Consider the following 26,154-nt stretch of genomic DNA (forward strand, 5'->3'; position numbering starts at 1 on the left):
AGGCCGAGTCGAGCGGTCCTGTTTGGCACAAAACCTAGTTTTGGCGCGCAAATTCCTCGATTGTCGCCAGATGGGTGGCAATGTCGCTTTCGCTCAGGAATGATCCGGTAAAGCTGTTTCGTGCCAGTTGCACGATCTGCGCTTTGCCAAGGTTGCGTGCATGCGCCACCGCGCGGTAATTTTCGGCCACATAGCCGCCGAAATAGGCCGGATCGTCCGAATTGATCGTCGCGGCAAGGCCAAGGTCCAGCATCCGGTCAATCGGATGATCGACCAGATCGCGCACCACGCAAAGCTTGAGATTGGACAGCGGGCATACGGTCAGCACCATGCCTTCCTTGGCCAGACGGGCGGTCAGCGCGGCATCTTCGAGCGACCGGTTGCCATGGTCGAGTCGGTCCACCTTCAACAGGTCGAGCGCTTCGTAAACATAGGCGGGCGGGCCTTCTTCACCGGCATGGGCGACGCGTTTCAGCCCGGCGTCCCCGGCGGCGGCAAAGACGCGGGCGAATTTGCTGGGCGGGTGGCCGACTTCGGACGAATCGAGGCCCACCCCGGCAATATGGTCCAGCCACTTTTCGGCGCTGTGCCATGTGGCAAAGGCCGCCTCCTCGTCCAGATGGCGCAGGAAACACAGGATGAGCTTGCAACTCACGCCCATGCCCTCGGCCTGTTTCATGCCCGACAGCAGCCCCTGCATCACCACGTCAAAGGGAATGCCGCGGTCGGTATGGGTTTGCGGGTCGAAAAAGATTTCCGCATGGCGCACCCCATCGGCCCGCGCGCGGGTGAAATAGGCCAAGGCCAGATCGTGGAAGTCCTGCTCGGTCTGCAAGACCTGCGCCCCGGCATAATAGATGTCGAGAAAGTCCTGAAGGTTCGAAAACTGATAGGCGGCGCGCACTTCCTCGACGCTGGCAAAGGGGATGGCCACTTTGTTGCGGCGGGCAAGCTCGAACATCAACTCCGGCTCAAGGCTGCCTTCGATATGCAGGTGGAGTTCGGCCTTGGGGATGGCGGTGATGAATTGGTCGAGGGAAGTCATGCCTCTATCCTATCGCGAATGGGCAAGGATGCCAGCAATATACGTGTGCGCCACGGTGCGGTCGTCGCCAAGGATTTGCATCGCAAACAGCCTTTCGGCCAAAGGCACCCCCCGTGTGCGCAGCGCCAGCAGCGGCGTTGCCGCGTCATCCAGTACGATGAAGTCGGCCTCCTGTCCCACCTGAAGCCCACCGATCCGGTCCGACAGGCCCAGCGCCCGCGCCCCTCCGGCTGTGGCCAGATAGAGCGCCCGGAACGGGTCCAGCACGCTCCCGCGCATCTGGCACACCTTATACGCCTCGCCCTGGGTCGAGAGCATGGAAAAGTTGGTGCCCGCGCCGACATCGGTGCCCATGCCCACCTTTACATCGAAACGGTCGGCATGGGACAGGTCGAACAGGCCCGAACCCAGAAACAGATTGCTGGTCGGGCAAAAGGATATGGCGCTGCCCGCATCACCCATACGGCCCATGGCGGCATCATTCATATGGATGCAATGGGCGAACAGCGATCGCGAACCTACCAGCCCGAACCGGTCATAGGCATCGATATAATGCGCCGCATCGGGAAACCGGCCCAGCACGGCGGCGCATTCGCCTTGGTTTTCGGCCATATGCGTATGCATCAGAATATCGCCATGCGCGGCCAGCATCTCGCCCGCCACCGCCAGTTGCGCATCGCTGGATGTCAGCGCAAAGCGCGGCGTCACCGCATAGCCGAGCCGCCCGCGCCCCCGCCACCGCGCGATCAGCGCCTCGCTTTGCCCACGCGCCGTTTCGGGCGTATCGCACAGCCCTTCGGGGCCAAGGTCCATCAACACTTTGCCCGAGATGATCCGCATATTGCGCGCCAAAGCAGCCTCGAACAGGGCGTCCACGCTGCCCTCATGCACGGTGGCAAAGACCAGCGCGCTTGTCGTGCCATTGCGCAGCAATTCGTCGAGGAAGAAGGCCGCCACTTCATCCGCATGGGCGCGGGTTGCAAAGGCCTTTTCCGCCGGGAAAATATGCTGCTCCAGCCAGCTCAGCAATTGCTCGCCATGGGCGGCGATGCGGCTGGTCTGGGGGTAATGGATGTGCGTGTCGACAAAACCGGGGACGATCAGGCCCGCCAGAGTCTCAGTCTCAACATCGGCAAACCTGTCGGCCAGATCTGCATAATGGCCCAACGCCACCACCAGCCCATCCTCGACCACCAGAAGCCCGTCGGGATAATGCTGCACCGCATCCGGGTGGCTGGCCGGGTCCTGCGGCACACTCAGGATTTCGCCGCGAAAAGCATGGATCATGCCGCCTGCTCCATGCTGGCGGCCAAGGGCAAGGTCAGCAATTGCGCCAGAACGGCGATGGCGATGACGTCCGGTTCCTTGCCTGTGATGCCCGGCACGCCGATGGGGCAAGTGAGGCGCGAGGTGTCCACCCCATCACCGCGCAACCGCGCCAGAAAACGCGCCCGTTTGGTTGCCGATCCGATCAACCCCACAAACCGCGCCCGCGAGTGCAGCGCCGCCGCCGTCAGCCGGTAATCCAGCCCATGATCATGCGTCAGGATCAGCACCGCGTGATCCGGCCCCGCGCTGCCCGCACAGGCGACGAGTTCGGCCTCCGATGCGATCATTACGCCGGGGGCGTTCTGTTCGGCGCGGCTGTCATACCAGCCAAGCGACAGGGGCAATCCATCGATCCGCCCCGCAATCGCCCGCCCCACGTGCCCTGCGCCAAACAGCATCAGCGGCAGGCGCGGCATATCCTCCGGCTCGGCAAAGGCAAAGCCGGGGGAGGGCAGGGGGCCGCGGGCGGAAAGGGCGGCAACCGGGCCATGGCCCAAAGGCGCCCGCACCACTTTCGCATCGCCCAGCACCGTGCGCGTCGGCGCGTCAAACCATGCCGCATCCTCCAGATGTTCGACCAGCACCCGCACCCGTCCGCCGCAGCATTGGCCCAGCAACGGCCCCAGCGGATAATCCTGCACCCGCCAGCTGCCCGCCGGATGGGCAAGGATGGCGCGCGCCTGCGCCACCAGTTGATATTCCAGCCGCCCGCCGCCGATCGTGCCCGCCATGGTGTCCGCCGTAATCGCCATGCGCGCACCCGGCCCGCGCGGCGCCGACCCCTCGGTGGCCAGCACGCTGACCAGTGCAACGGGTTCGCGGACAATCGCGTTGCGGGCGAAATTCTGCCACCCGCTCATCGCGACGAAAGCTCTGCAATGGCGTTCAGGATGCGTTCGGGCGTTGCGGGCGCGTCCAGCGCGGGCAGGCCAAAACCGGGGCGCACCGCCATCACCGCCTCGCTCAACGCCGAAAACACGCTGATGGCCAGCATGAAGGGCGGTTCGCCCACGGCTTTGGAGCGGTGGATGGTGGGTTCGACATTCTCGCCCCGTTCCCACAGGCGGATGTCCATATGGGCGGGGCGGTCGCTCGCGGTCGGGATTTTATACGTGCTGGGCGCGTGGGAGAGGAGGCGCCCATCGGGATGGAACACCAGTTCCTCCGTCGTCAGCCAGCCCATGCCCTGAATGAACCCGCCCTCGACCTGTCCCAGATCGATGGCCGGGTTGAGCGAGCGGCCCGCATCGTGGAGAATATCGGTGCGCAGCACCTTATGCTCACCCGTCAGCGTGTCGATCACCACCTCGCTGCAAGCCGCGCCATAGGCGAAGTAATAGAAGGGGCGGCCCTGATGCGCGGCGCGGTCATAGTGAATGTCGGGCGTGGCATAAAACCCGCTGGCCCACAGTTTGACCCGGCCCATATAGGCCATGCGCGCCAGAGCCGAGAAAGGTAGGACGGCATCGCCCGCCACCACCCCTTCGGGGGTAAAGCGCACATCGCGCGCCTCTACTCCGTTTTGCGCGGCCATGAATTGCGCCATGCGGTCGCGGATTTCGACCGCCGCGTAATAGGCCGCCATGCCGTTGAGATCCGACCCCGAAGAGGCCGCCGTCGCGCTGGTGTTGGGCACTTTGTCGGTGCGCGTGGCGGTGATGCGGATGCGGCTTAACGGCACGGCAAAGACATCGGCCACGACCTGCGCAACCTTTGTATAAAGGCCCTGGCCCATTTCGATCCCGCCATGGTTCAACTGGATCGAACCATCGGCATAGACCAGCACCAGCGCGCCCGCCTGATTGAGGTGGGTAGCGGTGAAACTGATGCCGAATTTGACGGGGGTAAGGGCAATGCCTTTTTTCAGCACGCGATGGGCGGCGTTGAATTGCGCCACCGCCTCGCGCCGTGCCTCGTAATCACACGATACGGCGAGGTCCGCCATCAGTTCGGGCGCGACATTGTCGGCCACCCGCATGCCATAGGGCGTGATATCGCGCCCCGGCGCATAGAGATTGGCGCGGCGCACGCTGAACGGGTCACGCCCGACGGCGGCGGCGACATCGTCCATGATGCGCTCGATGGCGATCATGCCCTGTGGCCCGCCAAATCCGCGAAAGGCGGTGTTCGACACGGTGTTGGTGCGCAAACGGTGGCTCAGGATCTCGACCGCGGGCAGCCAATAGGCATTGTCGGCATGGAACATCGCGCGGTCATTGATTGATGCCGACAGGTCCGCGCTGATCCCGCAACGTGCGGCAAGGTCGAGTTTGAGGGCCGTCAGCACGCCCTGATCGTCAAAGCCCACGTCGTAATGGATGACGAAATCATGCCGCTTGCCCGTCAGCACCATGTCATCGTCGCGGTCATAGCGCAGGCGGGCCGGTCGTCCGGTCTTCAGCGCCACCAGCGCGCAGGCGGCAGCAGGCGCGGTCGCCTGCGTTTCCTTGCCGCCAAAGCCGCCGCCCAGACGCCGCGCCTCGACCGTCACATCCGCGCTGGGTTTGCCCAGAAGATGCGCGACCAGATGCTGGATTTCCGAAGGATGCTGGGTCGATGACCAGATATGGGTTTGGCCATCCTCCATCGGCATGGCCTGGGCGATCTGACCTTCGAGGTAGAAATGCTCCTGTCCCCCGATTTCCAGCCTGCCCGACAGGCGGTGCGGGCTGTTGGCCAGCGCGGCCTGTGCATCGCCGCGCGCCATGCGTTGGGTCGGTTCGAGGTGGTCATCCGCCGCCAGCGCTTCGGCCACGGTCAGATGGGCGGGCAAGGGCTCATAATCCACCTTGCCCAGACGCGCGGCGCGGCGGGCCTGATCATGGCTATGCGCCGCGACAAGGAACAAGGGCTGGGCGGCGAAATGGACCTCTCCATCGGCCAGCAAGGGTTCGTCATGGCGCAGCGGGCCGACATTGTTGTCGCCCGGAATATCGGCGGCGGTAAAGACCGCCACCACGCCGGGCGCATCACGCACCGCCGACAGGTCCATCGACAGGATGCGCGCATGGGGCTTTGCCGAAAGGCCAAAGGCCAGATGCAGCAATCCGGCGGGCGCGGGCAGATCGTCGATATAGGTCGCATGACCTGTCACATGCAGGCGGGCGCTGTCATGGATATGGGGGGATGCCACCTCAGCCATGGCGCACCTCCAGCACGCTGACCGCTTCGCCAATGTGGGCGAGGAACAGGCGGCGCAGCAGGTTCCCCGCCACCTGCAAACGATAGGCCGATGAACCGCGCACATCGGTCAAGGGCTGATAATCCTGCGCCAGAACGGGGATGGCCGCCTCGATGGTGGCTTCGTCAAAGGGCTGGCCGATCAGCGCTTCCTCTGTGGCCAATGCGCGTTTGGGCGTGGCCGCCATGCCGCCAAAGGCGATGCGTGCGCCGGTAATCACGCCGTCATCCAGCATCAGGTGAAACGCGCCCAGCACGGCGGAAATATCGCTGTCGAAACGTTTGGAGAGTTTGGTGATGGCAATGACGGCATCGGGCGCCGGACGCGGAATAAACACGCCCTCGACAAATTCGCCCTCGCGCCGGTCTTGCTTGCCATAGGCGAGGAAGTAATCCTCCAGCGCCATTTCGCGCCGCACATCGCCCCGGCGCAGCGTCAACCGCGCGCCCAATGCGATCAGCGCAGGCGGCATGTCGCCGATGGGCGATCCATTGGCGATATTGCCGCCGATCGTGCCGGCATTGCGCACCGGCGTCCCGGCGATCCGCCGCACCAATTCGCCCATGTCCGGGTGCAGCGGCGCCAGCACATCCCACGCATCCGAATAACGCACCGCCGCGCCCAGCGTGACGCCCGCTTCGCTTTCCTCGATCCCGCGCAGGTCGGCCACATCGCCGATAAAGATCACCCGGCCCAGATCGCGCAATTGCTTGGTCACCCACAGGCCCACATCGGTGGCCCCCGCGACAATCCGCGCATCGGGATATTGCATCAGCAAGGCGGCAAGATCATCGCCCGTTTTGGGCGCGTGCCACAAATCCCCACCGCCCGGCTGCATCGCCCGCAGCGCGTTCAGAACATCGCCATCCTCGCGGCGCTGCGGTCCTGCCGCCTCACCACTGGCCAAAATGGGGCCATAGCCGGTGCAGCGGCACAGATTGCCCGACAGCACATCGGCCACCGGCCGCCCGACCGTGCCAAGCCCGCAACGCGCGCGCCCTTCAAGGCTCATGATAAAGCCGGGGGTGCAAAATCCGCACTGGCTGCCATGGCGTTCGACCATTTCGCTCTGCACCGCGCAGAGCTTGTCCGGCGTGCCAAGGCTTTCCACCGTGACCAGCGCCTTGCCGTCCAGCATGGGGGCAAACAGGATGCAGGAATTGACCGCGCGCCATTGCACGCCATCATCCCCCGCCTCGCCCAGAAGGACCGTGCAGGCCCCGCAATCGCCTTCGCCGCAGCCTTCCTTGGTGCCCTTGCGGCCCAATCTTTCGCGGATCAGATGCAGCGCGGTTTCCTGTGCGCCGACCTTCATTTCGATCACTTCACCATCCAGAAGGAAACGGATCATCTCAGCTCCCGCGATAGGTGGAATAGGAAAAGGGTGAGACGAGCAAAGGCACATGGTAATGGCCTCCGCCCTGCGAAATGCCGAAATCAATCGCCACATCTTCAAGGAAGGGCGGTTCGGGCAAGTCCACGCCTTTGCCCCGGAAATAGGCCGCTACGGCAAAGGTCAGCCGATAGCGCCCCGGCGCCAGATCAGCGGGCGCCAAACCCGGTGCGCGCCCGTCCTCATTCGTCACCCCCCGCGCCGCCAGACCATCCGGCCCGGTCAGCGTGATGGCCAAACCCGCCGCCGGCGTGCCGTGCATTGTGTCAAGGACATGGGTTGAAAGCGTGCTCATGGCTGATCCTCCAGCCGCAATTTGGTGATCTTTCCGATCTCGGCCAGCGCGGTGGCGATTTCGGTTTCGGTATCATGGCCTGCGCGGGCCTCCATCGCGGCCAATATACCAGCCTTGTCGGTCAACCGCACGCAGATGATGAAAGGCATATCATGGGCCGCGCGATAGGCGTCATTAAGCGCGTGGAACCGGGCAAACTCCTCCGGCGTCAACCGGTCCAGCCCGGCGCTGGCCTGTTCGGCGGCGCTGGCGCTGGTCAGGGTGCCGTCCATCGCCGCCTTGCCCGCCAATTCCGGGTGGGCGCGGATCAGGGCCAATTGCTCCTCGCGGCTGGCGGCATAGACCACCGCCATCAGATCCTTGTGCCGATCCCCGCAGGATGGCGCGGCATCGGCGCGATCCTCTACCCATGGCGAATGTTCAAACAGGGCGCTCAATGGCTGCTTCCTTCAAGGCTGACATGGGCCGACACGACTTTCCAGCCATCGGCGAATTTGACCCAGCTTTGCGTTTGCCGCCCGCGCCGGTCTGACCCTTCGCGATAGAATTCCGCATCCGCCGTGGCAAAAGCATCGCCATAGGTGGTGATCGAAACCCGGCCCAATCTGCGCTGGGGCGAACCGCCGCGCCCCCGGCGAAATTCGCGGATTTCCTCGATGCCATAAAGGACTTCGCCCACGCCGTAACGGTTGGTGGTGGGCGCATCGTGAAACAGGGCGTCCATCGCGGGAATGTCATCCTCCATCAAGGCGCGCTCATATTCGTTAAACGCCGCCGTCACTTCGGCCAGAAGGATGGGATCATCGATCCTCATGCGCCGCCTCCATAAGGATGGTTCGCGATCCAGTGGCGGGCGATGTCGCGCCGCGTGGTGATCCATGCCTGACCGCTTTCCATCACATGGTCGAGGAAACGCGCCACCGCCCGCGTCCGTCCGGGGCGTCCCGCGATGCGTCCGTGCAGGCCGATGCTCATCATCCGTCCGCCCTCGTCGGCCAATTGGTCGAATGTGTCACGCAAGTATCGGAAGAACTGCTCCCCTTCGGTAAAGCCGTTGAGGGCGACCATCTTCATGTCATTGGCGTCAAGGCTGTAGGGGACGATGAGCTGCGCCCGCCCTTCATTGAGGTGGCCAAAGCGGTCATCCCAATAGGGCACATCGTCGGCATAGGAATCGGCGTCGTAAAGAAAGCCGCCCTCCTGCGCCACCAGCCGGGCGGTGTTGGGGCTGGTGCGCCCTTGATACCAACCCAGCGGGCGTTCCCCCGTCAGGCGGGTGTGGATCTCGATGGCCTTGGCAATATGCTCGGCCTCGATTTCCGGGGCGATGTACTGATAATCGATCCAGCGATAGCCGTGGGTCGCCACCTCCCAATCGGCCTTGAGCATGGCCTCGACCGCATCGGGGTTCTGTTCCATCGCGGCGGCCACGCCAAACACGGTGACCGGCGCCCCGCGCTCGGTGAACAACCGGTGCAGCCGCCAGAAACCGGCGCGGCTGCCATATTCATACAGGCTTTCCATCGCCATGGCGCGGGCCGGATGGCGTGCCGCGCCCACCATGTCGGACAGAAACCCTTCCGACAGCTCATCGCCATAAAGCGTGCTGTTTTCCGCGCCTTCCTCGTAATTGATGACGAAATTGACCGCCACCTTTGCCCCGCCGGGCCATGATGCCGCAGGAGGCGTCGCGCCATATCCGATGAGATCGCGGTTCATGCCCCCATCACCTCTTCCCACGCGGCCAGAGCCGCCGGAACCGCCGCGCCCAAGGGCAGCTTGTACCCTTGCGCCGCCAGACAAGCCTCAAGCCCGCCCAGCGTGATCAGCACCTTATGCTTCATCGCATTGTACCCCATCGCGCCAAGACGCCAGATCTTGCCGACCAGCGGGCCAAAGGCGGTGCCGATCTCGATTTCGAAATGGTCGCGCATGGCGGTGCGGATCGCCTCGCCATCGATGCCTTGGGGGATATAGACGCCGGTGACATTGGTCATGCGATGCGCATCATCGCCAAACAGCGTCAGGCCCATCGCGACCAGCCCCGCGCTCATCGCCGCGCCGGCCGCACGGTGGCGTTTGTAGCGCGCCTCCAGCCCTTCGCCCAATGCGACGCGGGCGCATTCGCGCGCGCCATACAGCATGGTCGTCGCCTCGGTATGGTGGTTCAGGCGCTTTTCGCTCCAGTAATCCATGATCATGGCCAGATCGAAATAGTTTGAACCAATGCGCGGCCCATGGCCATCGACGGCATCGGGGCTGCGAATGCCCTTTTCATCATGGCGGCGGGCAAAAATCCGCTCGGCGGCGGCGTCGGATACGGTGATCGGCGCGCTGCCCGATGGCCCGCCAAGGCATTTTTGCAGCCCCCCCGTGATGACATCCGCGCCCCAACGATCCGCGGCGATTTCCATGCCGCCAATCGTCGCGGTGGCATCGACATAGACCAGCGCGCCGACCTCTTTGGCAATATCGCCAATCCCGTCGAGGGGCTGGGCCATGGTGGTTGATGTGTCGCCATGGACGCTGCAAATGAGGGTGGGGCGGATGCGCAGCGCCGCGTCGCGGATCGCCTCCATCGCCGCGACTTCGCCCCATGGCGCATCGACGGTTTCAAATTTTGCGCCGATGCGGGTCAGGATTTCCTGAAGCAACAGGCCAAAGCGCCCGAAATTGACCACCAGAGCCGTCTCGCCCGGCTGGATCATGCTGACCAAGGCCGCCTCGATCCCGGCGCGCGCGGTGCCGTCGATCAACATGGTCCAGCGGTTTTGCGTGCCAAAGATCGGGCGATAAAGCGCCATCACCTGATTCATATATCCGGTCATTTCCGGGTCGAACTGGCCCAGCAGATCGGCGCTCATCGCGCGCAGCACGCGGGGGTGCGCATTGACCGGCCCCGGCCCCATCAACAGGCGCTGGGGCGGGTCGATTTCGCCAAAGAGCGCCGGATCAAGCATATTTCGCTCCCAATTTTTCGATAAAGCCCAGCATGACGGACAGCGCCGCATCGGCATCGGCATGGTCGACATGTTCGGCAGGATTGTGGCTGATGCCATCGCGGCATCGGATGAACAACATGGCGGTGGGGGCGATTTCGGCCATGATCATCGCATCATGCCCCGCCCCCGACACCAACCGCCGCGCCGGGTGGCCGCATTCGACCAGCGCTTCCTCCAGCAAGTCCATCAGCGCATCATCGCAAGGGCTGGGGGGAAGGTCGTGGATCTGCTCGACGCTGAAATCGAGGCTGCGCCTGTCGGCAATGGACTGGATCTCTGCGATGATCGCTTCGGCGGCCCGGTTGCGTCGGCCTGCATCGCCCGAACGCACGTCGATGGTGAAACGCACTTCGCCGGGAATCACATTGGCCGCGCCGGGCAAGGCCTCGATCCGCCCCACCGTGGCGACCAGATCGCTTTCGTCGGCTCGTGCAATACTCTCCACCGCCAAAACCATTTCCGCCGCCCCGGTCAAAGCATCGCGGCGCAAGGGCATGGACGACGTGCCCGCATGGCCCGCCATCCCGCGCACCACCACGCCATAGCGCAATTGCGCGGCAATGCCTGTCACCACGCCCAGCGCCAGCCCATCGGCCTCCAGCACTGGCCCCTGTTCGATATGCGCCTCCAGATAGGCGAGCGCGCCAGGGTGCCTTGCCCCCGCCAGTCCATCGGGCGACAGGCCATATTCGGCCAGCGCCTCGCCTAGCGTCACGCCCTTGGGATCGGCCATATCGGGCACTTCGCCCAGCACCCCCGCCACCGCCTTGCTGGTCAACATGGCGGCGGGAAAACGGCTGCCTTCTTCATCACCAAAGGCGATGATTTCGATGGGGAAGGGCATGCGCCGTCCTTCTGCCGACAGGGCCGCCACGCATTCCACACCCAGCATGATGCCCAAAGGTCCATCGTAAAACCCGCCATCGCGCACGCTGTCCAGATGGCTGGCGATGATGAGAGGGGGCAGATTGCTCGTCCCTTCATAACGCCCGATCAGATTGGCGGCGGCATCGGTGCGCGGGGTCATGCCCGCTTGCGTCATCCACGCGGCCAATTGTTCGAGCGCGGCGCGATAGGCAGGAGATAGCCATCCCCGGTAAAGCCCGCCTTCCATGTCGGAAAAGGGGGCGCGGCCCAAAGCCTCGCAGCGCGTGACGGCGCGGTTGGGGCCTACCATGCGGCCGCCTCACCGTCGCTGCGCGGGTCGGTGGCGCCTTCGAATCCGCCGTCGGGGTGGCGGACGATGGCGCCCGCATGGCCCATCATCGGCGTGATCGGGCCGACGCGTTCGACATCATGGCCCGCCGCACTCAACGCTTCGTAAAGTTCGGGCGCAAACCCGTCCTCGATCTTCAATGTGGTGGATTGATCCCCCCATGTCCGGCCCAGCAACCAGCGCGGGGCGGAAATCGCCGCCTGAAGATCACCGCCGAAGCGGGCATAGCGGGAAAACAGCGCGGCCTGTGTCTGGGGCTGTCCCTCGCCGCCCATCGTGCCATAGGCCATCACGCGCCCATCCTCGAACAGGCACAGCGCGGGGTTGAGCGTATGGAACGGCTTGCGCAACGGCCGCAGCGCATTCCACCCACCCTTGGCCAGACGGAACGATGCGCCCCGGTTCTGCCACGTAATCCCGGTTTTCGGCAGGACGAGGCCCGATCCGAATTCGAAATAGGTGCTCTGGATACAGGACACAACTTGCCCGTTGCCATCGGCGGCGGCGAACCAGCAGGTGTCACCCCATTGGCTGGGTTGCGGCCATGGCAGGGCCTTTGCCGGATCGATCCGCGCGGCCATGGCGTCCAGCGCTTTTGCATCGTTCAGCAAATCCTGCGGGTCGCTCTCCATATAGGCCGGATCGCCGCAATGACGGTCGCGCCACAGGAACGCCTGCTTGGTGCTTTCCACCAGACCGTGGATGTGGTCGAAACCGTCCATCTGCTCTGCTCGTAAACGGTCGAACAGCGCGAGGATCAACAAAGACGCGATGCCCTGCGTCGGCGGGGCGGCATTATACAGCGTGCCATGGCGGGTTTGCACATGCGGCGGGGCGGGGCGCGTGGCGCGATGCGCGGCCATGTCGCGGGCCGATACCGGGCTGCCCAACGTTGCCAGATCCTGGGCAATATCGGTGGCCAGCGGGCCGTTGTAAAAACTATCCAGCCCTTCATCGCACAATCGGCGCAAGGTCGCGGCCAGCAAAGGCTGGCGCAGCACATCGCCTTGCGCGAGAGGGCGTCCTTCGGGTTCAAACACCGTGGCATAGGCGCCGGGCTGGATGCGCAATTCCGGCCCCTTGGCTTTGGCAATATCGGCCCCGCCGCGCGTCACGGCCACGCCCGCCTCGGCATGGGCAATCGCATCGCGCAGCAGGCGCGATAGCGGCATCGATCCGCCATCGCTCTCCAGTGCCGCCTGCCATCCGCTGATCGTGCCCGCCACAGTGTTCGCCGCCAGAGGCCCGCGCCATGGCACCGCATCAAGGCCCGCATAGAGAGCCAGATCCGCCTTTTCCGCCGCGCCGCCACAGCCATGGATGCCGTGGACGCGCCCATCGCCCTCGCGGATCACCCAGAAGCCATCGCCGCCGATCCCGGTCATATGCGGATAGACCACCGCCAGCGCGGCGGCCACGGCGACACATGCCTCGACCGCGGTGCCGCCATCCTGAAGCACTGACAGGCCCGCGCGCGATGCCAGATAATGCGGCGCGGTGACGATGCCCTGAGCGCCGCGCGCCGTCTCCTTGGCGGTTTGCATCATGCCGCTCCGGACAGCCAGACGAAGCGGGCGATGAACAGGCCGGCCAGCAGAAGGAGCAGCCAGTCCTTTTGCGTGATCTTGCCGCGCACCAGCTTGATCAGCGCATGGGCGGCAATGCCAAAGGCCAGACCATTGGCGATCGAGAATGTGAAAGGAATGCCCACCAGCGTCAGGAAGGCCGGAATCGCGGCCTCTGGATCGGTCCATTCGACATCGGCCAAAGGCACCATCATCAACGCGCCGACAAGGATCAGCGCGGGCGCCGTGGCCGCGCTGGGCACCAATTGCGCATAGGGGGCCACAAACATCGCGGCCAGAAACAGGATGCCGGTGATGATGGCCGTCAGGCCCGTGCGTCCGCCGACCTCAACCCCGCTGGCGCTTTCGACATAGGATGTGACGGTCGATGTGCCCGCCACCGCGCCCACCATCGTCGCCACCGAATCGGCAACCAACATGCGGTTGAGGCCCGGAATATTGCCCGCAGGCTCGATCAACCCGGCGCGGCGCGTGACCGCCATCAGCGTGCCCAGATTGTCGAACAGATCGACAAACAGAAACACGAACAGGATTTCAAAAATCCCAAGCCCCGCCTTGCCGCCAAAGCCAAAGACGCCCGCCAGGTCCAATTTGCCCACCGTTTCAGTCATCGAGGCGATGGAATAGGGCTTCACGTCAAAACTGACCGCGCCGACCACCCAGGCCAGAACCGTCGTGGCCGCAATCGCGATCAGGATGGCGGCATTCACCCGCCACACATGCAGAACCACCACCAGCACAAGGCCGACCAGCGCAAGGATCGGCCCCATGTCATGCAAATTGCCCAGCGCCAGACCCGTGGCCGGGCTGTTGACCACCAGCCCGCCGTTTTTCAGACCGATCAGCCCGATAAACAGGCCGATGCCCGCTGCCACCGCCGCGAACAGGTGCGACGGAATGGCCGCCACGATCATCTGTCGAATGCCCGCCAGCGTCAGGATCAGGAAAATCGCCCCCGACACAAACACACATCCCAGCGCAATCGGCCAAGGCACATGCATCGATTGCACCACGGTAAAGCTGAAATAGGCGTTCAGCCCCATGCCCGGCGCCAGAGCCAGCGGCGTATTGGCGATCGTTCCCATCAGGATGCTGGCAAAACCGGCGGCGAAACAGGTGGCCGCCGCGACACTGGCCACCGGCATGCCCGCAAGGCCCAGAATTGAAGGGTTGACCAGAATGATATAGGCCATGGTCAGGAATGTCGTCGCCCCGGCCAGCACTTCGGTGCGGATCGTGGTGCCCCTTTCGGAAAGGGCGAAATGTCGGTCGAGCGTGGCGGATAGGCTCATTGGGTGGGTCCAGTCACGGGGCGGGGGCCGGTGATTCCGGCACGGTGGAGATGATGGGCGGTGTGGATCAGGCGCGCTTCGGCCCATGCCGGCGCGATCATCTGAACCCCGATGGGCAAAGGCGTGTCGGCCAGCGCAGGAACAGCCAGAGCAGGCAGGCCGATAAAGCTGATCGGTTGACAGAACATGCCCAGATTGGCGCGGACGGGAACCTGCTTGCCCTCGATCTCGATGGTGGCCTCGCCCATGCGCGGCGCGCTGCAAGGCGTGGCGGGGGTAAGCAGCAGGTCGAAATCGGCGAACAGAGCACGCGCTCGCTGCGCCACGATCCGCCGCACCCGCCGCGCGGCCAGCAACAGATCGGCGGGCATCAGCAATCCGGCCAGCATCCGGTCGCGCACCGCCGGATCGAAATCCATCGGGCGGGTCATCAGATCGGCGCGGTGCAGGCTGCCCCCCTCCATCGCGGTCAGGCAGAAGGCGGCGGAGCGCGCCTCACTGGCGCCATCGAAAATCGCAGGCCGCACGTCACAGCCCAGCGCGGCCAGACCATCGGCGACATGGGCCACGGCGGCATGGGCCTCCGGCGCGGCGTCAGTTGCGAAAAATCCGCCCAGCACGCCGATGCGCAGTTTGGGCAGGTCTTGTTCAAGCTCTGGCTCGACCGGTTCCATCATCCGCTCGGTCTGGGCCGGGTCGCGCGGGTCGTGGCCCTGCAACACGTCATAGGCCGCCGCCATCATGGCCGGATCGCGCGTGAACAGGCCCGCATGGTCAAGGCTGGCGACAAAGGGATAGACACCCGCGCGCGACAGGCGGCCAAAGGTGGGTTTCAGCCCATAGACCCCGCAGAGCGAGGCGGGCACACGGATCGAACCATTCGTGTCCGACCCCAGAGCAATATCGGCCAGCCCCGCCGCCACCGCCGCCGCCGATCCGCCCGACGACCCGCCCGCGATGCGCGAAGGATCATGGGGATTGCGCGTCGTGCCGTAATGGCTGTTTTCCGTGGCAAAGCCATAGGCATATTCGTCCATGTTGGTCATGCCCACCAACCGGCTGCCCGCCGCCTTTAACCGCGCGACCAGCGTGGCGTCACGCGTGGCCAGTTTGCCGTCATCGGCATTGATTTTGGACCCGGCCAGCGTGACATGGCCCGCCACGTCATAAAGATCCTTGGCGGCAAAACTGGTGCCCGCCAAAGGCCCGTCAACCGTTGGCGCATCGGTCAGAACAGTGGTGAAAATGTTCAGCGGATCGATCACGGCTGGATCAACTCCGCCGGGTCTTCCATCGGGTCGTCAAGCCCGCGAAAATTGGCGGCATGAGAGGAAAGCAGCGCAAGGTTGGCCATAATTCCGGCTCGGCATTCTTCGGGCGGTGACAGGTTCGCCACGCGCAGCAGGACGTCCAGTGTCGCCCCCTCGATTGCCTCGCTCATAAAAGCCCCCTTTGCGCTCAGCTTCCTTCCTCTTTGCCTTGGCGTGAGTGTTCGAGAAAGCGCAAATTTTTGCCCCCTGTGTTGCAAAAATTCGCGCACCCCTCGATAATACGCTCACTGTTCCGCGCTTATTCCTCGCGCAGGATGATTGCGGCTTCGGGCTTGTGCTTGCGGATTTCCTCCACCGTCAGCCCGTCCACCTCATGCGGGAACACCAGCCATTCGTCGGTTTCATAGACATAGAAGTCGGGCTTGATATCGACCTTGGACCGGCGCGGTTTGTAATAGACCGTGGCGCTGCGGATGGTTTTGGGCGTGTTGTGGCGGCAACGCGCGGCCAGTTCCTTCATAAAGGCGGCAATCGAGCGCCCGCTGTCGAACACATCGTCGATCACCAGCAACTTGTCGGTGGGTTCGAGCGTGTCGATCAGATAGCCCAGCGAATAGACCTGCACCTCGTCCTTTTGCGCGTCGATGCCGGTATAGCTGGCCGTGCGGACCGCGATATGGTCGGTCATCACGCCGTGATATTCCAGCAATTCCTGAACCGCGATGCCCACCGGCGCGCCCCCGCGCCAGATGCCCACGATATGGGTCGGGCGGAAATCGGATTCCAGGATTTTATTGGCCAGACGGAAGGAATCCGCCAGCAGGTCATTGGCCGAGAGGTAACGCTTTTCAATCATGGTCGAACGGCTCGTTTGATGTCAGATGGGGTCACGGATAACGGGTTTGGGCCGCCATGAATAGCGTGGCGTTTACGGCGGTTGCGGCAAAAGCGCGTAGGACCAAAGGGCAAATGGCCTCTCGCGGTCAATTGCGGCACTCTGTGTTCCAATAAGCGAACCGGCGTGACCGGTTGCGGGACGAGGAGATTATCATGCCTACTCTTGTTGTCAGCTATCCTGCGGGGGACGGCACCCAATTTGACGCGCAATATTATGTCGAAACGCATATCCCGCTGGTCGATAAATGCTGGACCCCCTATGGGCTGAGCAGTTGTGAAATCCTGCTGCCCGAAGGGGATCAGCCGTGGCATGGCGGCGTCTTGCTGCGTTTTGAAAGCAGCGCGGCGATTGACGCGGCGTTGAACGGGATCGAAACGCCCAAGGTTCTGGGCGATCTGCCGAATTTTACCAATATTGCGCCGGTGATCTATCGGGCGGTTTGATCGCCCATCAATCGGGCAGCGCGGCCACAAATTTCTGGACCACCGTGGCCGCATTGCGCGCGGCAAGGCGGCCGAACACCCATGACTGGTTCGGCCCGGAATCGCCGCCGGCAAGGTCGGATAATGAGCGGAAACCGATAAACGGCACCTGATTGGCATAGGCGACATGGGCGGTGGCCGCCGTTTCCATGTCCAGCACCTGCGCCTTGAACTGGGCAAAGAGATATTCGCGATATTCGGCATTGTCGGCAAAGGCGGGGCCGGAAATGCCGTTGCCGCCCACACTCACGCGGGGTTGGTGGTCAAGGCACCGCCCCGCATCGGCCGAAACGCCGCGCGTCTGGGGGATGGGTTCGTTGGCGGGCAGGCAGCGTTCGAGCGCAAAGCCCCCAACCGCCTTTTGCGCCAGAGCCAGCAGCGCCGGATCGGCCTTGAACCAGCGGTGGCGGCTGGGCTTTTCGGCGGCATTGCCCACGCGCACGGTGCGCGGGATCATCATGCCGTAATTGGTCAGGTGATCGGGGTCGGGATAGATGTCCGGGCTGATGAACTGATCGCCCTTTTTGCGGCCCAAAGACACTTCCATATATTGCGCCCATTGGTCGGCCACCACCACATCGCCCACCGAGAGCGCCGGATCAATCCCGCCCGCAATGCCGGAAAAGACGATGCGTTTGACGTTGAAACGGTCGATCACCAATTGCGTGTTCATGGCCGCATTGACCATCGACACGCCCGATTCCAGCAAGACCACAGGCCGCACAGCCCCCTTTGGCCCCGCCATGGTCCCGGTCAGGATGGTCAGCCCGTTGATGTGATAGGCCTTGGGCCCTTTGACCGCGCCTTCGAGCGCCACCCATTCGGGTTCAAAGGCGGTGATGATGACGGTGCGCGACGTTGCGTCCAGCTTGCCCGACGCGGCGCTGATCTTTGCGGCCGGATGCGCGGCCTGCGCCGGGGCGGATGCCATGCCAAGGACAGATGTCATGCCAAGGACAGGGGCCAGAGCCAACAGGGATTTGCGCGCGATCATCACCAACTCCATTTCGTTCGGCCCAGAGCGATGGGCAGGCCGCGCCAATGTGTCAACAGCGCCGAATTGCGGATTACATCTGGCCAATTCGGGCGGGATGCCGCATGGCGTGGGCATGGAACTAGACGCTTTGCTCGCCCATTATTTCAAGACCGATGATCTGGCCTCGGTGGATGATGTGTCCCTTGTGCTGGGTTGTGAACAGCTCGCGCTGGATTTCGGGGTGGAGCAGGAGGGCGGACGCAAATTCGCGCTCTGGGTGGTGCTGGACGCGCTGGGCATGGCGCCCCCGCCCGCCGAAGCGTTCAAGGATCACCCTGAACTGGTCGAACCGGCCTATGATTGGCAACGCACCGCCGATCGGGCGGAGCGCGACCAGTCCTAAGCCAATTGGTTAACGCGGCGCGCAGGTGAAGCGGCCCGGCGTGCCGCCAAATTGGGCAAATCCGGGATAGGGGCATAGCGGCATGCTGTCCGTGCCGGTGCGGCGATAGGCGGAGATGGCTTCGGGCGCGTTGCCCTTTTCCACCCAATCGACCACCGCGCCCAGCAGGTCGAATGTGTCAAACGCATTGCCCCCGCCGCAATGGCCCATGCCCGGCACCATGTAAAACCGGCTGGCATCGGTGAACGAGGCCCCATTGGCAGCGGCGGCGCGTTGCCAATAGTCCCATGTGTCAAAAGCGGAGAACCACGGATCGGAAACACCGTGGTAAAACAACATCTTGCCGCCATGGCCCAGAAAGCTGGACAGGTTGGTCCAGCGGTCGGTGTCGGTCAGCCCTTGTACAAAATCGGCGCGGATGGTTTCGATGCGGGCGTCGGGGTCAAAAGTCAGCGCGCGGATCGGCGGCCCCAGAGGTCCGGGCATACCCGTGGGCAAAAAGCCCGGAATGCCGCCATCGGTCGCCACAATGCCGGTGTCGAATGGAAAGGGCGAATAAAGCGCATGGCCCGCCTTGTCGCGCGGCGGTTGAAAGGCGCGCTCCAACACTTCGGCCTGTATCGGCGTCAGGCAATTTTGGCTGTTGCCCGACGCGCAGATCAAGGCGGCGGGGCGGAAATGACAGGCGGCCACATTGGCGATCATGCCATCCTTTACCCCATCCAGCGCGTCACATTGATCGAGCAGTCCGTTAAGGATCACCTTGCGATCATTGGCGGAAAAAATCTGGGCCGGGATGGGCAATCCGGCGCCGTCACGCGGGGCGGCTTGATTAAACGTGACGGCGGCATGGGTCGTGGCCAGATTGGAATGGCCGGTGCGCATCGCGGGGGCGCCCACCACCAGCCCGTCGAACAATTCAGGATAGCGCTGCGCCGCCAGCATGGTTTCGCGCCCGCCGGTCGAACATCCGGCCATATAGGACCGGGCAATCGGGCGGCGGTAATAGGCCCGCGTGATGGCCTTGCCCAACAGGGCCACCTCGCGCACGCTGCTTTCGGCAAAGTCCAGTGCGGCGCGTTGGTCGGCCATGAAGGCATTGTCGAACACCGCGCCCTTGTGGCCGCTGTCATGGCTGATCACGGCAAAACCGCGGGCCAGCGCCGGGACCTTGCCCGCCGCCGCCGCGCCAATGGGCGGGCGGACAGAGCCGTTCAACCCGCCGCCGCCTTGCAGCAGAAAACGGCCCTGCCAGTTGACGGGCAGGGCGATGGCAAAGCCGATGCCATAGGTGCCGCCCTTGCCATGGCGGTGGTTTATCGTGCCTTCGACGCGGCAATGGGCGGGCAATTGGACGGCGGGCGCGCCCATTTCGCCCGGCATGGAGCCCGCCGGGACCATCTTGGCCGATTGCACGGTGACGCCGGGGCCGAAATTTTGATGCGCCATCGCGGTGCATTGGCTGCTGGCCATGGCGGGGCTGGCGGCGGCCAGCATGGGCGTGATCAGCATGCGGCCGGATACGGCGGACACAAGCGGGCCTGCAAAAATGGGCATGGGATCCTCTCAGCGCAGGCCGTTTATACGCCTTGCACCGTAAGATATCTCAATCATGCCCGGATTTGGCAAGCGCTTTCAAAGGGGTAGTTAATGTAACAGGGTGCTTGCCGGAACCTCGAATTGAGACATGGCGGCCGGTCGCGGTATGTCATTGGTCAAGGCGCCGACCAGCGCGCCAAGGCAGGCAAGACCAAGGCTGGCGCCACCCGATGTGCATTCCTCAAATTGATAGGGCAGCAGGACCGAGGCGAGGGGGCGGCCATCGGCCCCGCGTGACAGGCAAAATCCGCTGTCATCGCCCATCAGAAACAGGGCCGCGCTTTCCAATGCGCCCGCGCTGATGGCGGCTTCGACGCGGCGGCGGTCGGGGGGCATCATGCCTTGCAGCAAGGTGCGATCCGGCACCCGTTCGGCAAGGTCGAGAAACAGGCGCAGCAAATAGATTTCCTGTCCGCTGCATGCACCGGCTATGGCACAGCCAAGCCCTTCCATGCGGTGAAGCCAGGCGGATCGATCCAGCGGAATACCATTGCGCGAGCCCATTTTGGTCCTTTCTTTATACGGGCGATTTAGCACAAAGGCTTGGGCAGATTATTGCGGTCCCCCCCTGTATTTAGCAGGAGGGGATATTAACCTTATCGCTTAGAAAAAATTAAGCTTTAAGCCGCTCGGCAATGCGTTCATCGACCCGCTTTTCCAGCATGGCCAGCGGCAGGATGCCTTCCTTGAGCACATCATGGAACCAGCCCATCGTGAATTTTCCGCCCAGCGCCTTTTGCGCCTTTTCGCGTTGTGCCACCCAGACATTGTGGCCGATCTTGTAACTGCACGCCTGTCCGATCATGCAGATATAGCGTTCGATTTCGCTCTGGCTGCGGCCACGGACAAAGCCGGTGGTGTCCATCATATAGCGCGTCGCCTGTTCGCGCGACCAGCGCTTGGCGTGGATGCCAGTGTCCACCACCAATCGCGTGGCGCGGAACAGCAAAGATTGCAGATAGCCCGCCTCGTCCAGCCCCGGCAGCGCGCCCAGTTCATAGGCGACCTGTTCGGCGTAAAGCGCCCAGCCCTCGGTATAGGCCGAATTGCCCGTGTTGCGCAGCAGCAGCGGCAGATTGCCCGCACGCCGCACATAGGACAATTGCAGGTGATGGCCCGGCACGCCTTCGTGATAGGTCAGGTCCGGCAGGCCATATTTGGGCCAGTTGGCATTGTCGCGCAGGTTGATCCAATAGATCGCCGGGCGTGATCCGTCGAAGGGTGCGCGGTAATAATAACCATTGGGCGCGCCATCCTGAATTTCGACCGGAACGCGGCGGATTTCCAGCGGATCATTGGGCACATCGTTAAAGGCCGTCCCCAGCTTTGCCTGCATCGCCGATACGCTGTGATTAAGGCTGGCGAGCAAAGCGCTGCGCCCTTCATCGCTGTTGGGATAAAGCTGATCGGGACGGGTGTTGAGCGCGGACAGACGCGCGCCGATGGTCCCCTGCGTCATGCCATTGGCGCGCAGCACCTTGTCCAGGCGAGCGGAAAGGTCGGCGACCTGTGCAAGCCCGATCCTGTGGATTTCCCCGGATGTGAAATTGGTGGTGGTCGCCTCGGCCAGAGCAGCGGCATAGATCGCCTCGCCATCCTTGACGCGCCAGATGCCGTCGCCCGCCGGGGTCTGCCCCTTCAGGCTTTCGACAAAGGCGATCTGGCGGTCGAGCGCGGGATAGACCTTGGCCGCGATGATGGCCGCGGCGCGCGCCTGCCAGTCACCCGCGATGCCCGCCTTGGCCGCGCGGCGGGACAGCGATGTGGCCATGCCGCTCTCCTCCGGCTTTGCCCCGCGTAATGCCCGCAATTGCCCCAGCGTCAGATCGAGCGACCAGCCCGGCGCGATCAGCCCGCGTGCGATGCGCGACCTTTGCTTCTCGCTGTCTTGGTCAATGGCGTGGTCAAAGGCATCGAGCCGCGCCAGATAGGCTTCGGCATCCTCCTTGGTGTCCACCGGATGCTGGCTGTCGAGGAAATCGGGGATCTCGAAGTAGGCACCGTCGGCTTGCGAGAGGACGTAGGGGTTCTCGACAGATTCGAGGCCGAACTTGCCCGAAGCGACGGCGCGATCCTCATACCACAGCGCCAATTCACGTTGCCGGGCCGTCGTGGGCGACAGCGTGGCCGGATTAACGGCGCGCAGCGCAGCGGCCGCCTTGCGGCGGTTGGCCAATTGGCGCTCGAAAGCGGCCTGACTGCGGTCGGTCAGTTGTGAGCGCAGCGCTTCGCGCTCGCCTTTGTCCATGCCGATCGATGTGGCATCCTGCGGCGTGAGGGTAAGGCGGTCGTAAAAAATCCGGTCGGTCAACGCGGTAAAGTCCGCATCGGCATTGGCCGTTGCCCGCGCTGTGACGGGCAGGCTTGCCCCCAGAGCGAGTGCGCCGCCGTAGGAGAGGAATTGGCGTCTTTTCATGACTGTTGCCCCCGCAAAACTCTTGACCGGGGTGGTGTATCAGTGGGGTCTTAATTGACAAGGGTGAAAGTAGCGCAGGCGCATAAAGGAAGGCCCGGCGGATCGCTCCACCGGGCCTCAAGTCAACTCCTCCCCAGGAGTCTTGCGAAAACTTGTCTTGCGAAAACTTGTCTTATGGAACCTTATCGACGGGCAACGCTGCCCAGACGGTGGTAAAGGTTCGAGAACTTGGCGCTGCCCGGAGCATCCTCATGGGCGCGAAGATAGAACAGTACCGCTTCCTGCAAGAGCCGGAAGTCCTCGGTCGAGAGGACGGCGCGGGCGCGGGCGGGTTCGCGAACTTCAGTCGTCATCGTCATTCTCCTCTATGCAGAAAGGGTTGGTAATTCAAAAAGGTGGGAACGGCCCCGGCCTACTGGGGCCGTTCCCTGCGGAGTTTATGCCGCAAACTGGTTCATCGTATTGTGGATGCCGCCGGCCTTCAGAGCCGCTTCACCCGAGAAATATTCCTTGTGATCATCGCCAATGTCGCTGCCCGACATGTTCTGGTGCTTCACACAGGCGATGCCCTGACGGATTTCCTGACGCTGCACGCCCTTGACGTAACCCAGCATGCCAGCCTCGCCGAAGTATTCCTTGGCCAGATTGTCGGTGCTGAGCGCCGCCGTGTGATAGGTGGGCAGGGTGATCAGGTGGTGGAAAATCCCCGCCTGAGCCGCTGCGTCACGCTGGAAGGTGCGGATGCGCTCGTCGGCTTCTGCGCCCAGTTCGGTGGCGTCATAATCGGCGCTCATCAAACGGGTGCGGTCATAGGCCGACACATCCTTGCCTTCAGCCGTCCAGGCGTCGAACACCTGCTGGCGGAAGTTCAGCGTCCAGTTGAACGAGGGGCTGTTGTTATACACCAGCTTCGCGTTCGGGATTACTTCGCGGATGCGGCTGACCATGCCACCGATCTGGCCGATATGCGGCTTTTCGGTTTCGATCCACAACAGGTCCGCGCCGTTCTGAAGGCTGGTGATGCAGTCGAGAACGCAGCGGTCTTCCCCGGTGCCAGTGCGGAACTGGAACAGGTTGGAGGGCAGGCGCTTGGGACGCATCAGCTTGCCTTCGCGGGTGATCAGCACGTCGCCGTGGGTGATCTGATCGGCGGTCACTTCGTCGCAGTCGAGGAAGCTGTTGTACTGATCGCCAATGTCGCCCTTTTCGCGGACATAGGCGATCTGCTTGGTCAGCCCCGCGCCCAGCGAGTCCGTGCGGGCCACGATCACACCATCGTCAACGCCCAGCTCGAGGAAGGCGTAACGCACCGCGCGGATCTTCGCGAGGAAGTCTTCGTGCGGAACGGTAACCTTGCCGTCCTGGTGGCCGCACTGCTTTTCATCCGAAACCTGATTTTCGATCTGGATGCAGCAGGCGCCAGCTTCGATGAACTTCTTGGCCAGCAGATAGGTGGCTTCGGCATTGCCGAAACCGGCGTCGATATCCGCGATGATCGGAACGATATGCGTCTGGAACTCGTCGATCTTGTGCAGGAGACGATGGGTATTGACCGCATCGCCGGCTGCCTTGGCCGCATCAAGTTCGCGGAACAGACCGCCCAGTTCGCGGGCATCGGCCTGACGCAGGAAGGTGTAAAGTTCCTCGATCAGATCCGACACGCTGGTCTTTTCATGCATCGACTGGTCCGGCAGCGGGCCAAACTCGCTGCGCAGCGCGGCCACCATCCAGCCCGAAAGATAGAGGTAGCGGCCCTTGGTGCTGCCGAAATGCTTCTTGATGCTGATCATCTTCTGCTGACCGATGAACCCGTGCCAGCAGCCCAGCGACTGGGTGTAATTGGCAGGGTCCGCATCATAGGCGGCCATGTCCTGACGCATGATCTTGGCGGTATAGCGCGCAATGTCGAGGCCCGTGCGGAAGCGGTTCTGAAGGCGCATGCGGGCCACATTGGCCGCGTCAATGCCGCTCCACGTGTCGGTGTTAGGACCAATGGCCGTGTTGGCTTCGGCAATGGTGGACTGGTACGTCATGGCTTCAACTCCCGCTGGGTGTAACGCGCCCATGAATTAATGGGTGTCTGCGTTGTTGAAGCCTGTTTATGCCGGGTCGCGATTCGAGAAAATTCATGGCGAAGTGCGGCTGTAAAACTTTACATATTTTGCCTGTAAAGTTGTATAGGCATGACAAAGCCCGCATGAGAGGAAGCCGCCATGTCCGGACCTAAGCCCTTGTATATGGGGCCTCGACTCAAACGCCTGCGTCGCGAATTGGGCCTGACGCAACAGGCGATGGCGGCGGATCTTGACATCTCGCCCTCCTATGTCGCGCTGCTCGAACGCAACCAGCGGCCCTTTACCGCCGATCTGGTGCTACGCCTCGCGCGGGCCTATCGCCTCGACCTTGACGATCTGGGGGGGGACGAGGGCGCCGATTATGGGCGGCGATTGCAGGATGTGCTGCGCGACCCGATCTTTGCCGACATCGACCTGCCCGCGCTGGAGGTGGCGGATCTTGCCACCTCCTTCCCCGGCATTTCCGAGGCTTTGCTTCGCCTCTATGGTGCCTACACCCGCGAACAGGCGGCGCTGGCCGACCTTTCGGCGGGTGGGGGATCGCAAACCCCCGACCCAGTGGCCGAGGCGCGGCGCTTCATTTCCTCGCGCCGCAATTGGTTCCCCTCGCTCGACGCCCGCGCCGAGGGCATTGCCGCCCTGGTGGGTGAAGCGGGCGACCCCAAAGCCTATCTGGCCCAACGCCACGGCATCCGCACCCGCAGCCTGCCCGACCATGTGATGATGGGCGCGATCCGCCGCTTTGACCGGCATAATCAGCAATTGCTGCTGGTCGATACACTCTCGCCCAATACGGCGCGGTTTCAGGCGGCGCTGCAAGTGGCCTATCAGGAATGCCGGGGCGACATCAACGCCCTGACCCGCGAGGGTGGCTTTGCCAGCCAGACCACCTCGAACCTCGTCCGCCGCGCTTTGGCGGGCTATGTCGCGGCGGCGATCCTGATGCCCTATGACGCCTTCGCCCGCGCGGTCGAGGATAGGCGCTATGACATCGAGGCCGTCGCCCGCCTGTTTGGCACCAGTTTTGAACAGACCGCCCATCGCATGACAACCCTGCACAAGCCGGGCGCGGACAAGGTGCCCTTCTTCTTCCTGCGCCTCGATGCGGCGGGCAATATCTCGAAAAGGCTCGACGGGGCGGGCTTTCCCTTTGCCTCGCACGGGGGCGGGTGTCCGCTGTGGAACGTCCACGATTGCTTCGCCGCGCCGGGGCGGGTCCACACCCAATGGCTTGAACTCCCCGATGGCCAGCGGTTTTTCTCGATCGCGCGCACGGTCGAATCAGGCGGCGGTTCCTATCGTCAGCCCCGCATCCTGCGCGCCGTCGCCCTTGCCTGCGCCGCCGAACACGCCCCGCGCCTGATCTATGCGGAGGGGGCCGACCCGCGCCGCGCCGAGGCCGCGCCCATCGGGGTGTCCTGCCGCCTGTGTCATCGCCCCGATTGTGCCGCGCGGGCCTTGCCCCCCATCGGGCGCGAGGTGATGGCGGAGGATTATCGGCGGGGGGCGGCGCCGTTTGGGTTGGCGGAGAGTTAGAGATTTATGCCTCCGGCGGGCAAAGGGACTCGTCCCTTTGCAATCCCATTTTTGGGGTGGTGGCAAGATCGCCGGGGTGGCCCAAATTATTAAAGCCTGCGGCGCGGAGAGGGCGGCCCTAAAGGCGCCGCAGGCTTTAAAGACCCAGCGCCCAACATC

At 63.5% G+C, this 26,154-nt stretch carries 25 protein-coding genes; 3 read left to right on the forward strand and 22 right to left on the reverse strand.

The genetic code is table 11. The annotated features are described in order from the left end of the window. Positions 1–34 precede the first annotated feature (34 nt). From AC2S2E_RS06540 to AC2S2E_RS06615, 16 genes are all read right to left on the reverse strand, one after another. Positions 35–1,045 carry an adenosine deaminase gene (locus AC2S2E_RS06540; protein ID WP_486524175.1) on the reverse strand — a complete coding sequence of 337 codons (1,011 nt, stop codon included), beginning with the start codon at positions 1,043–1,045 and terminating at the stop codon, positions 35–37. A gap of 9 nt (positions 1,046–1,054) precedes the next feature. Continuing rightward, on the reverse strand, positions 1,055–2,332 hold the full coding sequence (gene guaD, locus AC2S2E_RS06545) for a guanine deaminase (protein WP_486524176.1): 1,278 nt from the start codon (positions 2,330–2,332) through the stop codon (positions 1,055–1,057). Beyond that, on the reverse strand, positions 2,329–3,234 hold the full coding sequence (gene xdhC, locus AC2S2E_RS06550; protein ID WP_486524177.1) for a xanthine dehydrogenase accessory protein XdhC: 906 nt from the start codon (positions 3,232–3,234) through the stop codon (positions 2,329–2,331). Before xdhC ends, guaD begins: the two co-directional genes overlap by 4 nt. After that, entirely contained in the window at positions 3,231–5,516 is a 2,286-nt protein-coding gene (gene xdhB, locus AC2S2E_RS06555; protein ID WP_486524178.1) for a xanthine dehydrogenase molybdopterin binding subunit, read from the reverse strand. The genes xdhC and xdhB overlap by 4 nt, the downstream gene beginning before the upstream one ends. Further along, positions 5,509–6,906, reverse strand: coding sequence for a xanthine dehydrogenase small subunit (gene xdhA, locus AC2S2E_RS06560; protein WP_486524179.1), 1,398 nt, complete (start codon positions 6,904–6,906; stop codon positions 5,509–5,511). The genes xdhB and xdhA overlap by 8 nt, the downstream gene beginning before the upstream one ends. A 1-nt stretch (position 6,907) precedes the next feature. Beyond that, positions 6,908–7,243, reverse strand: a complete 336-nt coding sequence (gene uraH, locus AC2S2E_RS06565) for a hydroxyisourate hydrolase (protein ID WP_486524180.1) — start codon at positions 7,241–7,243, stop codon at positions 6,908–6,910. Next, positions 7,240–7,680: a 2-oxo-4-hydroxy-4-carboxy-5-ureidoimidazoline decarboxylase gene (gene uraD, locus AC2S2E_RS06570; protein ID WP_486524181.1), complete on the reverse strand. Its 441-nt coding sequence runs from the start codon at positions 7,678–7,680 to the stop codon at positions 7,240–7,242. Before uraD ends, uraH begins: the two co-directional genes overlap by 4 nt. Beyond that, the gene (gene hpxZ / locus AC2S2E_RS06575; protein ID WP_476101197.1) at positions 7,677–8,057 is read right to left on the reverse strand and encodes an oxalurate catabolism protein HpxZ; all 381 of its coding nucleotides are present in this window, start codon (positions 8,055–8,057) and stop codon (positions 7,677–7,679) included. The genes uraD and hpxZ overlap by 4 nt, the downstream gene beginning before the upstream one ends. After that, positions 8,054–8,962, reverse strand: coding sequence for an allantoinase PuuE (gene puuE, locus AC2S2E_RS06580; protein ID WP_486524183.1), 909 nt, complete (start codon positions 8,960–8,962; stop codon positions 8,054–8,056). Before puuE ends, hpxZ begins: the two co-directional genes overlap by 4 nt. Further along, on the reverse strand, positions 8,959–10,203 hold the full coding sequence (locus tag AC2S2E_RS06585) for a pyridoxal-phosphate-dependent aminotransferase family protein (RefSeq protein ID WP_486524184.1): 1,245 nt from the start codon (positions 10,201–10,203) through the stop codon (positions 8,959–8,961). Before AC2S2E_RS06585 ends, puuE begins: the two co-directional genes overlap by 4 nt. Then, on the reverse strand, positions 10,196–11,422 hold the full coding sequence (locus AC2S2E_RS06590) for an allantoate amidohydrolase (RefSeq protein WP_486524185.1): 1,227 nt from the start codon (positions 11,420–11,422) through the stop codon (positions 10,196–10,198). The genes AC2S2E_RS06585 and AC2S2E_RS06590 overlap by 8 nt, the downstream gene beginning before the upstream one ends. Next, entirely contained in the window at positions 11,416–13,008 is a 1,593-nt protein-coding gene (locus AC2S2E_RS06595; protein WP_486524187.1) for a gamma-glutamyltransferase family protein, read from the reverse strand. The genes AC2S2E_RS06590 and AC2S2E_RS06595 overlap by 7 nt, the downstream gene beginning before the upstream one ends. Next, positions 13,005–14,339: an NCS2 family permease gene (locus tag AC2S2E_RS06600; protein WP_486524188.1), complete on the reverse strand. Its 1,335-nt coding sequence runs from the start codon at positions 14,337–14,339 to the stop codon at positions 13,005–13,007. The genes AC2S2E_RS06595 and AC2S2E_RS06600 overlap by 4 nt, the downstream gene beginning before the upstream one ends. Continuing rightward, positions 14,336–15,604 (reverse strand): AtzE family amidohydrolase, encoded by a 1,269-nt coding sequence (locus tag AC2S2E_RS06605; RefSeq protein WP_486524189.1) that lies wholly within the window; start codon positions 15,602–15,604, stop codon positions 14,336–14,338. The genes AC2S2E_RS06600 and AC2S2E_RS06605 overlap by 4 nt, the downstream gene beginning before the upstream one ends. Further along, entirely contained in the window at positions 15,601–15,780 is a 180-nt protein-coding gene (locus AC2S2E_RS06610) for a hypothetical protein (RefSeq protein WP_486524190.1), read from the reverse strand. Before AC2S2E_RS06610 ends, AC2S2E_RS06605 begins: the two co-directional genes overlap by 4 nt. A 128-nt stretch (positions 15,781–15,908) precedes the next feature. Next, positions 15,909–16,466 carry a phosphoribosyltransferase gene (locus AC2S2E_RS06615; RefSeq protein ID WP_486524192.1) on the reverse strand — a complete coding sequence of 186 codons (558 nt, stop codon included), beginning with the start codon at positions 16,464–16,466 and terminating at the stop codon, positions 15,909–15,911. A 194-nt stretch (positions 16,467–16,660) separates the two neighbouring features. On the opposite strand from AC2S2E_RS06615, the gene AC2S2E_RS06620 reads away from it, so the two are divergent. Next, positions 16,661–16,951, forward strand: a complete 291-nt coding sequence (locus AC2S2E_RS06620) for an EthD family reductase (protein WP_486524193.1) — start codon at positions 16,661–16,663, stop codon at positions 16,949–16,951. A 7-nt stretch (positions 16,952–16,958) separates the two neighbouring features. Here AC2S2E_RS06620 and AC2S2E_RS06625 read toward each other — a convergent pair whose 3' ends face one another. Further along, a complete protein-coding gene (locus tag AC2S2E_RS06625) occupies positions 16,959–17,921 on the reverse strand; it encodes a 5'-methylthioadenosine/S-adenosylhomocysteine nucleosidase (RefSeq protein ID WP_486524563.1) in 963 nt (320 codons plus the stop codon). Between the two features lie 178 nt (positions 17,922–18,099). Here AC2S2E_RS06625 and AC2S2E_RS06630 point away from each other — a divergent pair, with 178 nt between their 5' ends. Further along, positions 18,100–18,369, forward strand: a complete 270-nt coding sequence (locus tag AC2S2E_RS06630; protein ID WP_486524195.1) for a hypothetical protein — start codon at positions 18,100–18,102, stop codon at positions 18,367–18,369. A gap of 9 nt (positions 18,370–18,378) precedes the next feature. Here AC2S2E_RS06630 and AC2S2E_RS06635 read toward each other — a convergent pair whose 3' ends face one another. The 5 genes from AC2S2E_RS06635 to AC2S2E_RS06655 all read right to left on the reverse strand — a co-directional run bounded on the left by AC2S2E_RS06635 (position 18,379) and on the right by AC2S2E_RS06655 (position 24,417). After that, positions 18,379–19,881: a tannase/feruloyl esterase family alpha/beta hydrolase gene (locus AC2S2E_RS06635; RefSeq protein ID WP_486524196.1), complete on the reverse strand. Its 1,503-nt coding sequence runs from the start codon at positions 19,879–19,881 to the stop codon at positions 18,379–18,381. Positions 19,882–20,016: 135 nt separating this feature from the next. Next, positions 20,017–20,472 (reverse strand): hypothetical protein, encoded by a 456-nt coding sequence (locus AC2S2E_RS06640; protein WP_486524197.1) that lies wholly within the window; start codon positions 20,470–20,472, stop codon positions 20,017–20,019. Positions 20,473–20,581: 109 nt separating this feature from the next. Continuing rightward, positions 20,582–22,384, reverse strand: coding sequence for a DUF885 domain-containing protein (locus AC2S2E_RS06645; protein WP_486524198.1), 1,803 nt, complete (start codon positions 22,382–22,384; stop codon positions 20,582–20,584). A gap of 182 nt (positions 22,385–22,566) precedes the next feature. Next, positions 22,567–22,737 carry a hypothetical protein gene (locus AC2S2E_RS06650; RefSeq protein WP_486524199.1) on the reverse strand — a complete coding sequence of 57 codons (171 nt, stop codon included), beginning with the start codon at positions 22,735–22,737 and terminating at the stop codon, positions 22,567–22,569. Between the two features lie 84 nt (positions 22,738–22,821). Continuing rightward, positions 22,822–24,417 carry an isocitrate lyase gene (locus tag AC2S2E_RS06655; protein ID WP_486524201.1) on the reverse strand — a complete coding sequence of 532 codons (1,596 nt, stop codon included), beginning with the start codon at positions 24,415–24,417 and terminating at the stop codon, positions 22,822–22,824. A gap of 180 nt (positions 24,418–24,597) precedes the next feature. Here AC2S2E_RS06655 and AC2S2E_RS06660 point away from each other — a divergent pair, with 180 nt between their 5' ends. Next, positions 24,598–25,995 carry a helix-turn-helix domain-containing protein gene (locus AC2S2E_RS06660; protein ID WP_486524203.1) on the forward strand — a complete coding sequence of 466 codons (1,398 nt, stop codon included), beginning with the start codon at positions 24,598–24,600 and terminating at the stop codon, positions 25,993–25,995. The last annotated feature ends 159 nt before the right edge of the window (positions 25,996–26,154 follow it).

It is taken from the genome of Novosphingobium sp. 550D (assembly GCF_057401885.1).